General features: G+C 63.2%; 6 protein-coding genes and 3 pseudogenes. 6 read left to right on the top strand and 3 right to left on the bottom strand.

Translation table 11 applies throughout. The features are described from left to right. Positions 1-225 precede the first annotated feature (225 nt). The gene (locus tag A5658_RS05840; protein ID WP_067332218.1) at positions 226-1,401 is read right to left on the bottom strand and encodes an NAD(P)/FAD-dependent oxidoreductase; all 1,176 of its coding nucleotides are present in this window, start codon (positions 1,399-1,401) and stop codon (positions 226-228) included. A 105-nt stretch (positions 1,402-1,506) separates the two neighbouring features. Beyond that, the gene (locus A5658_RS05835; RefSeq protein WP_067332216.1) at positions 1,507-2,124 is read right to left on the bottom strand and encodes a DsbA family protein; all 618 of its coding nucleotides are present in this window, start codon (positions 2,122-2,124) and stop codon (positions 1,507-1,509) included. Positions 2,125-2,310: 186 nt separating this feature from the next. On the opposite strand from A5658_RS05835, the gene A5658_RS05830 reads away from it, so the two are divergent. The 6 genes and pseudogenes from A5658_RS05830 to A5658_RS05805 all read left to right on the top strand — a co-directional run. Then, positions 2,311-2,634 carry a metal-sensitive transcriptional regulator gene (locus A5658_RS05830; protein WP_369830491.1) on the top strand — a complete coding sequence of 108 codons (324 nt, stop codon included), beginning with the start codon at positions 2,311-2,313 and terminating at the stop codon, positions 2,632-2,634. Between the two features lie 143 nt (positions 2,635-2,777). Further along, positions 2,778-3,209, top strand: coding sequence for an MmpS family transport accessory protein (locus A5658_RS05825; protein ID WP_067332223.1), 432 nt, complete (start codon positions 2,778-2,780; stop codon positions 3,207-3,209). Further along, positions 3,206-5,461: pseudogene (locus A5658_RS05820) on the top strand (RND family transporter); the annotation flags it as partial. The gene A5658_RS05825 and the pseudogene A5658_RS05820, both read left to right, overlap by 4 nt. A gap of 176 nt (positions 5,462-5,637) precedes the next feature. Next, on the top strand, positions 5,638-7,257 hold the full coding sequence (istA, locus tag A5658_RS05815; RefSeq protein ID WP_067332220.1) for an IS21 family transposase: 1,620 nt from the start codon (positions 5,638-5,640) through the stop codon (positions 7,255-7,257). Then, entirely contained in the window at positions 7,254-8,030 is a 777-nt protein-coding gene (gene istB, locus A5658_RS05810) for an IS21-like element helper ATPase IstB (RefSeq protein ID WP_067332212.1), read from the top strand. The genes istA and istB overlap by 4 nt, the downstream gene beginning before the upstream one ends. Positions 8,031-8,120: 90 nt before the next feature. Next, positions 8,121-8,687, top strand: a pseudogene (locus A5658_RS05805) (MMPL family transporter); the annotation flags it as partial. Positions 8,688-8,713: 26 nt separating this feature from the next. Here the strand turns inward: A5658_RS05805 and A5658_RS05800 are convergent. Continuing rightward, positions 8,714-9,199 (bottom strand): annotated as a pseudogene (locus tag A5658_RS05800) (hemolysin III family protein); the annotation flags it as partial. Between the last annotated feature and the right edge of the window lie 78 nt (positions 9,200-9,277).

The following is a 9,277-nucleotide window of genomic DNA, read 5'->3' as shown; positions in this document are numbered from 1 at the left end:
CCTATTCGTGCAGCAGACCCATTCGGCGTCTAGTAGTCGCCAGCAATTCCAGCGCCGCTGTAGCGGATGGCGGTATACCCGGCGGACGGTTGCTGAGACAGACCAAGCGATGCATCGTTTTTCGGCTGAGATGTTGGTCGAGTTTTAGCGGTCCTGTCCGCAACCTCGCCTGCGATCCACCACGGCGCGCGCGCTGCAGTCCGTTTCGCGGGCTCTGTTCCGGTGTCATCCTGCCGTCAACGGTTCGTCCTCCCAGCACGCTCGCCAGTTGCGTTCTTCATTTTGTTTGTCGTGGTGTAACTGCTCGGAAGGTGGGCTGAGATGGATGGCTGGGTGCGGCAGGGCGAAGAAGTTCCCTTTGCCCAAAGCTGAAGTGCCACTCCCGGTGTCGAGGTAGCAGTAACCTTCGCCGGATAACGGGGTGTCGGTGTCTGTGATGCCCAGATGATGCAGGGCGTTCAGCGCGGCGGCTGTGGCGCCGTTTTTGGCGAAGATGGCGGCTTTGGGCAGCGGTCGTCCTGAGGGTGAGGTGATGACGGTGGTGTCGCCGAGCGCGAAGATGCCTGGGTGTCGGGTTTGCATAGTGGTGGCGTCGACCTTGATCCATCCTGGCTCATCCAGCGTCACAGCGGGTTCGTGCGGGGGTATGAACACGAGCAGGTCGAAGCCGGCGCGTGCGCCGTTACTGAAGTGAACTTGTTGGGCGTCGTCGATATCGACGACGGTGTGTTCGCCGAAGAATTTGATGTCGTGGGCGGTGAGCAGGGAGACCAGTTCTGGTCCGGCGAAAGGTCCCGCTGAGGGCATCGGTTGCTTTTCGGGGCTGTACACCGTGATGTCGGTGGCATCGCGTGCTCCGTTGTCGCGCAACAGATCCGCGGCAAGCATCGCACCTTCGTAGGGGGCGACGGGGCAGCGGTAGGGCTGTGAGGTGACCAGGAACACGAGCTTGCCACCGGTGAACGCCATCAGTGCTTCGTGTGCGTGCGCGGCGGCGTCTGCGCTGTAGTAGTGCACCGCGATGCCGCGGTGGGCCGCGTCGCGTAGTCCGGGAACGTTGTCGATGGCGTTGCGGGCGCCTGTCGCAATGATCAAGGCGTCAAAGGCGATGGCGCTGCCGTCGGTCAGGGCCACGCTGCGTGCCATGGGGTCGATGGCGCTGACGGTCCCGGTCACGCGGCGGACTCCAGCCAGGGTGCTGTCGCTGGGTCGGATCGAAATGCTGTCAGCTTCTCGCCAGCCGCGCATCACCCACGGCAAGGTGAAACCCAGGAAGTGTGAGAAGTCTTCATCGACGATGGTGATGTCGAGATCATTGGTAGTCACACCGGCTTTGGTGAGTTCCTTGATGACCGTGAGTCCGCCGATGCCGGCGCCAAGGATGACCAATTTGTTCGCCATTCTTCTTCCCTCTTCCTTCTGTTGGGTGTTTGCGGTGTGCTGAAGGTCGCGTGGGCACGCCTACCTGTGGCTTTATGTGGGACCGATGTGCAGTCGACGCGTTTGTTACGCGTGAGTGCGCGGGCGCTCTAGTTGTGTGAACTCCGATGTGCACACCAGGGTTGCGACTGCCTCGAAGAGGGCGGATGCCTCGTCCGAGGCAGGCACCGAGGTCAGGACTGGCCCGAACATGGTGTGCCCGTCGATCGTGATGATCGGACTGCCGGTCGCCTCGCCGAGCGCGTCTTGGCTGGCCTGATGAAGGTCGTTAATTATGCCATCCAGGCTCGCATCGGACAGTGCCGCAGCCGTCACCGTATGCGCTCCTGCCGCCGCGAGGACGTGTGTGACGAGGTCGTCGTCGATTGCGGCTGACTCGTCGAAGTATCGGTGGCCGAAGGCGAAATAGGCTTTGGCGACCGCGTCGGCGCCCAATTCCGCGCGCAGCGCGACCATCAGCCGGCCGACGTGTCGAGAGTCGTGCATCCGGGCCTGTTGTGGCGGCGGCAACTGACGTTGCGCGTTCAATATCGCCAAACTCATGAGGCGCCAGTCGATGTCGAGCGCCGCCGTCTCCGCGGCGGTGGACAACCAGCGCGCTGTGTTCCACGAGAACGGGCACACCGGGTCCAGCCAGATCGTCACCGTGCGGGAAGCTGTTTTCGACGGCTGCCGGTCGGTCATAGGTACTCCTCACCATCGAGAAAATTCCTGTCAGACAACACGTTTCTGGCGGCCGCTACCTGAAGATGCTGCGCCTTGCTATACCCCCCACCGTATAGAAGGTAGCGGGTGAGGGCAACCCATCGAGCGCCGAGGAGTCCTGAACCACACGTTAGGAACGAATACCGCCGGGGGTATGGTACAAAGATCGGCATGGCGAAATCTGCTGGCAAAACATCTGTGGCGCAGCCACGACCGGGGCACTCCAGCCAAGACATCGAAGCAACGCTGAATCGGTTGCGCAGAGCGCACGGGCAGCTGGGCGCTGTCATCTCGATGATCGAGCAGGGCCGCAGCTGTAAAGACGTCGTCACGCAGCTGGCAGCGGTGTCACGAGCGTTGGACCGCGCCGGCTTCAAAATCATCGCGTCCGGTCTCCGGCATTGTCTCGATACCCCCGGTGACAACGCCGGTGAACCAGCACCTTTGACGATCGAGGAACTCGAGAAGTTGTTTTTGAGCCTCGCCTGAGTCGTGACTCACGGACCCCGGGTGGTGGCACAGGTGCGCACCGAGCAATACCCTGGGGGGTATAGTACGGTGCCAGGGTCAGGGCACGCGGCCGAACATCGGCGCTGATGACTCGGGTGCCGCGAGGATCGGAGGCCAGCGCCATGTTGACAACAGTGAAACGTGCGTGGGTGCCGATTGTCGTGGTGGTCGTGATTACGCTCGGATCGATCGGAGTTTCCAAGCTGCGGAGGGTCTTTGGTTCGGATCCCATCTTTTCGGTGAAGGCCAGCCAAGCCCAGCAGCTACCGCAGACCAACGTCAAACATGTGACCTACGAAGTGTTCGGAGCCACCGGCACCGCCGGACGCGTGAGCTACGTCGATAAGGATTCGCGGCCCACGCAGGCGAATTTCAGCGCCTTGCCATGGCGATACGCGATAGCGACCACAATGTCGTCAGTCATCGCCAACGTCGTGGCCCAAGGTGACAGCGACACTCTCGGCTGCCGCATCACCGTCAACGGTGAGGTGAAAGACGAGCACCACGCCTCCGAGCACCACGCTCAAGTGTCGTGTCTGGTCAAGGCCGCATGACCGCCGGCACCCAGACGCGACCGCGGTTGGCGCGAATCGTGCGCCGATGTGCGGTGCCGATCATCCTGGCCTGGCTGGTGGTGACCGTCGCGGTCAACGTTTTCTGGCCGCCGATCGAGTCGGCCGCGCGCAACCACGCGGTCACGATGTCGCCCCAGGACGCGCCGTCGATGATGGCCTCCAAACAGATCGGCGCGACGTTTCACGAGTTCAACTCCGACAGCGTCGCCATGGTGGTGCTCGAAAGCGACACCCCGCTCGGCGAACAGGCGCACCGCTATTACGACGCGCTGGTGCACGAGCTGCAGAGCGACCGCAAGCACGTGCAGCACGTCCAAAACGTGTGGGGCAGTCCCCTGACCGCGGCCGGAGTCCAAAGCCGCGACGGCAAAGCCGCCTACGTCCAGCTCAACTTAGCGGGCAACCAGGGCAGCACGCTGGGCAACGAATCCATCAAAGCCGTGCATGTGGCCCTCGCCCGCACGCCCCCGCCCGCAGGGATGCGGGTGCACCTCACCGGGCCGGCGGCGCTGACCACCGACATGAACGAGGCCGCCGACAAATCCATGCTGACCATGATGGGCCTGACCGGGCTGGTCATCATGATCATGCTGTTCTTTACCTATCGCAAGGTGAGCACGGTGCTGCTCGTGCTTGCAATGGTCGGCCTCGAAATGGGCACCGCGCGAGGGGTCGTCGCGATCCTGGGCAACTACGACCTGCTGGGCTTTTCCACGTTCGTCGTCGCTATGTTGTCCTCGCTCGCTATTGCCGCGGGCACCGATTACGCGATATTTCTGATCGGCCGCTACCAAGAAGCCCGCCAAGCCGGCGAAGACCGAGAAACCTCCTACTACAGCATGTTTCGCGGCACGTCCCATATCATCCTGGGCTCAGGGCTGACGATCGCCGGGGCCACCTTCTGCCTGCACCTGGCGCGCCTGGCGTACTTCAAAGCACTGGGCATACCATCAGCTCTCGGTTTACTGATCGTGGTCGCCGGGGCGCTGACGGCTGCGCCGGCCATCGTCGCTGTCGCGAGCCGCTTCGGTTTGCTGGATCCAAAACGCCCGATCAATGTGCGCCATTGGAGGCGGGTCGCCACCGCGACGGTGCGATGGCCCGCACCGGTGTTCGCCGCCTCACTGGCACTGGCCCTTGTCGGCATTGCGATCATGCCGAGCATGAAAACCAGCTACAACGACCGCTTCTACATCCCCTCCGATCTGCCCTCCAATGTCGGCTACACCGCTGCGGAACGCCACTTCAGCGCTGCCACAATGAATCCCGACATCCTGATGGTCACCAGCGAGCACGATATGCGCAATTCCGGGGACATGATCATCCTGGACAAAATCGCCAAAGAGGTATTCCGAACGCCGCGGATCGCGATGGTGCAAAGCATCACCCGCCCCCTGGGCGGCCCGGTCGACCACACATCCATACCGTTTCAGATCAGCGCGCAATCGATCCCCATCCGGGAAAACCTGCAGTTCATGAAAGACCGGGCCGCCGACATGCTCACCATGAGCGACGACCTCGGCGCCATGATCGGCTCCATGCAGCGCATGTACGGCCTCATCCAACAGATGAGCGGCGCCACTCATCACATGGTCAGCGACATGAACACCATGAAAGCAACGCTCGACGACGTCCGAGATCACCTCGCCGATTTCGATGACGTCGCAAGGCCCCTCCGAAGCTACCTGCACTGGGAACCGCACTGCCTCAACATCCCGGTCTGCTGGGCGACCAAGTCAGTGTTCGAATCGATCGACGGCGTCGACAACTTCAGCGAGAACATGAAAACGCTACTGGGCGACGTCAACAGCGTCGACGCGTTGATTCCACAAATGGCGCAGCAGTTTCCGCCGATCATCGCGGTCGCCACAGCGATGCAAGCAAGCCTGCAGACGATGCATAGCAGCTTCGCCGGCCTCGTTGACCAAATCGCACGGATGACCGACACCGCCAGCGCCATGGGCGAAGCGTTCGACGCCTCGAAAAGCGGAGACTACTTCTACCTGCCGCCAGAAGCCTTCGACAACCCCGACTTCCAACAAGGCCTGAAACTGTTCCTCTCACCCGACGGCCACGCCGCCCGCTTCATCATCACCCACGACACCGACCCGGCAACCCCAGCAGGCATCTCCGCCGTTACCCCCGAACTCGACGCCGCACACCAAGCCGTCAAAGGCAGCAGCCTGACCGATGCACGGTTCTACCTCGCCGGAACCGCCGCGGTCTACCGCTGTCGCCCGCCACGGTGATGGGACCGGTTTGAGCAGGGTTTAGCCACGGTCATGGGACCACCCGTTTGCCAGTAATGGGACCACCCGGCGCGTCGCGCCTGGAGTCGCTCGATTGCTGGGTCGGATTACTGCACGTCAATCGATGTGGAGGTCCGCTGAAGTATCGGGAGGTTTCGGTGATCGAGGTTCGTGAGGTGCTGCGGGCGTGGCTGTCGGGTTCGGGGTATCGGACGGCGGCTGCCCAGGCTGGGGTGGACCGCAAGACGGTGCGACGCTACGTCGATGCCGCGGTGGCGGCGGGGCTGGATCGTGAGCGTGGCGTCGACCAGCTCACTGACGACTTGATCGGTGCAGTGGTCGCCGCGGTCCGCCCGGACCGCCCGCAAGGCCATGGTGTCGCGTGGGAATCATTGTGCGCCAACCATGATCAGATCAACGCCTGGGTCAAGAAGGGTTTGACCGGGGTCAAGATCGGTGATCTGCTGGCCCGCAATGGGGTGATCGTGCCGCAACGCACTCTGCACCGCTATTGCGTTGAGCGCACCGACTATAGGGGCCGAGGGGGCACGGTGCCCGTCGTCGACGGGGAACCCGGAGTGGAATGCCAGATCGACTTCGCCCGGATGGGCATGCTGTTCGACTCGGTCTGTGGACGCCGTCGGGTGGTGCATGCGTTGATCTTCACCGCGGTGTACTCGCGGCACATGTTCGTGTGGTTGACGTTTTCCCAGACGTTGGCGGCGGTCATCGACGGCTGTGAGGCAGCGTGGAGATTCTTCGGCGGAGTCTTCAAGGTCCTGATCCCCGACAACATGGGTACCGTTGTAGCCCATACTGATTCGGTCAACCCAAGATTCACCGTTGGTTGGCTGGAATACAGCCAAGCCCGCGGGTTCGTGACCGACCCGGCCCGGGTGGCCCACCCGCAGGACAAACCGCGTGTCGAGCGGATGGTCCAGTACGTGCGCAACAACTTCTTCGCCGGGGAGGACTTCACCGATCTGGCCGACGCCCAGGCCCGCGCCCAGTCGTGGTGCGCCGAGAAGGCTGGGCAACGCATCCACGGCACCACCTGTGCGCGTCCGGCGGTGGTGTTCGCCGAGGCGGAGGCAGCGCTGCTGCTCAAGGCGCCAGCCGCACCCTACGCGGTGCCGATCTACGCCCAAGTCAAAGTGCACCGCGACTACCACGTTCAGGTCGGCAACGCACTCTATTCGATACCCGAACAGTATCGGGGACAGACGGTTTCAGCCCGAGCCGACGGTGAACTGGTCAAGATGTTTCACCGCGCTCAGCTGATCAAGACCCACCCACGCCAACCCCCAGGCGGGCGCAGCACCGACCCGGTCGATCTGCCCGCGGCCAAGACCGGCTACGCCATGCGTGACCTGAACCGCCTGATCGCCACCGCCGCCGGGCACGGAACCAACATCGGCATCTACGCCGAGCGGCTGCTGGATCACAACCTGCCGTGGACCCGGATGCGTCAGGTGTATCGGCTGCTGGGGCTGGTCAAACGCTACGGCCCGGGCCCCACCGACACCGCCTGTGGGCGTGCCCTGGATCTGGACGTCGTCTCGGTGACCAAGATCGCCGCCATGTTGGAGAAAGCCACCGAGAACGCCGAACAGCCCCCACCACGCGCCGCCTCGGGGCTGGCCCCGGCCCGGTTCGCCCGCGACCCCGGCGAATACCGCACCAACTCGCCCGCGCCGGCCAAGGCGACCAGGCCGGACTGGCTGACCGTCATCGACGGCGGCGTCCTCGACGAGCCCGGACAGGAGCAACTGCGATGACCAAACCCACCAAAGACGTTCTCACCGATCCGGTCTCGGCCGATCTGAAACACGTGATGCGTCAACTCAAACTCGGACGCATGCTCGACACCCTGCCCGAACGGCTCATCCTGGCCGGGCAACGACACATGTCCCATGCCGCGTTCCTCGAACTCGTCCTGGCCGATGAAGCCACCCGCCGAGACACCAGCTCAGCAGCACGCCGCGCCCGCGACGCCGGCCTGGACCCGGCCATGCACCTCGAGGCGTGGGACGAGACCGCGGCCGTGCGCTACGACCGCACACTATGGGCCGACCTGACCAGCTTGCGGTTCCTCGACGGACCGCACGGGGCGCTACTGCTGGGTGCGGTCGGGGTCGGCAAAACCCATCTGGCAACCGCCCTCGGTCACATCGCAGTGCGCCGCAAGATTCCCACCCTGATGCTGCGAGCTGACTCGATGTTCAAACGGCTCAGGGCATCTCGACTCGACAACAGCACCGAAGCCGAGATGCGGCGTCTCGCTCAAGTCCGGTTACTGATAATCGATGACTTTGCCCTGCAGCCCATGGACGCAACCGCGACCGCCGACTTCTACGAACTGGTCGTGGCGCGCCACCAGAAGGCCTCCACGGTGCTGACCTCCAACCGAACTCCCGACGAATGGCTGGCCGTCATGACCGACCCACTGCTCGCACAAGCAGCGGTCGACCGCCTCACCTCCACGGCACACGAACTCGTCGTCGAAGGCCAGTCCTACCGCCGACGCCAGAAACCCTCAGTTGACAGCTGACCCAAGACGCCAGATCATGCCCCTTGAGCCAAACAGGTGGTCCCTACCCGCTGGCCAACCGGTGGTCCCATCACCGTGGCAAATGACAACCGCGACATCCAAGCCGGCTCCGCCTACGACCTGATGATCGTCGGACTCGCCGCCCTGACGCTCATCTTCGCCGTCATGCTGATCATCACCCGGGCCGCCATCGCATCAATCGCGATCGTCGGCACCGTGCTGCTCTCACTCGGCGCCGCCTTCGGGCTCTCAGTGCTGGTGTGGCAGCACATCTTCGGCCTGGAACTCAACTGGATCGCACCGGTTTTCGGCTTGATTATCCTGCTCGCTGTCGGCTCGGACTACAACCTGCTTTTGGTCTCACGTTTCCAAGAAGAAATCGCCGCCGGATGGAAAACCGGGATCATCCGATCCATGGGAAGCACCGGAGGCGTCGTCACCGCCGCCGGCCTGGTCTTCGCGTTCACCATGATGTCGATGGCCGCCAGCGACCTCATTTCTATCGGCCAGGCCGGCACCACCATCGGCCTCGGACTGCTCTTCGATACCCTGATCGTGCGGTCACTGATGACGCCCTCGATCGCGGCCCTTCTCGGCCGGTGGTTTTGGTGGCCACGCAACACCCGACCGCAGCTTTGCCTGGCTGAGACCGAATAGGCGTCGGTTCGCATGCTAGACGCGTTTCAGAAGATCGCCAGGCAGACTGCTACGAAGTGGCACATCGCAGCAAGTGCGGTCAATCCGTGGAATACCTCGTGATAGCCGAAGGTCGCTGGCCACGGATCGGGCCAACGTAGAGCATAAAAGACCGCGCCGATACTGTAGAGCGCACCGCCAACTGCGAGCAGAATGGCTGCGGCGACGCCGGCGTTGCTCAAGATCGTCGCTGCGTACCAAACGGCCACCCAGCCCAGGAGCAAATAGAGCGTTACGCCGAGCGCGCGCGGCGCGCTAGGCCACGCAAGCGTCAGCGCAACTCCGGCCAGCGCCCCTCCCCACACGATCGCCAACACCTGGTGCGCAATCGTCGGTGGCATATCCAGGAGCGCGAACGGGGTATACGTGCCGGCGATGAAGACGAAAATCATCGAGTGGTCCAACCGCCTCATCCAGCTCCTGGCGGCCGTCGACGCCCAGCTGACGCGGTGATAAGTAGCGCTCACGGCAAACGGGTCTGCTGCACGATCAGGTGACAGTTTCGGTCACGCGGCCTGACTGGCCGGTGTGGTCATGATTGCTTCGAATTC

The sequence above is a fragment of the Mycobacterium sp. 1245111.1 genome (genome assembly GCF_001673405.1).
Lineage (GTDB): Bacteria > Actinomycetota > Actinomycetes > Mycobacteriales > Mycobacteriaceae > Mycobacterium.
This window is presented reverse-complemented; position numbering and strand designations above follow the sequence as displayed.

Bases quoted from the DNA above. Each gene is read 5' to 3' on its own strand.
- A5658_RS05840 (WP_067332218.1), bottom strand. From the start codon at position 1,401: ATGGCGAACAAATTGGTCATCCTTGGCGCCGGCATCGGCGGACTCACG.
- A5658_RS05835 (WP_067332216.1), bottom strand. From the start codon at position 2,124: ATGACCGACCGGCAGCCGTCGAAAACAGCTTCCCGCACGGTGACGATC.
- A5658_RS05825 (WP_067332223.1), top strand. From the start codon at position 2,778: ATGTTGACAACAGTGAAACGTGCGTGGGTGCCGATTGTCGTGGTGGTC.
- istB (WP_067332212.1), top strand. From the start codon at position 7,254: ATGACCAAACCCACCAAAGACGTTCTCACCGATCCGGTCTCGGCCGAT.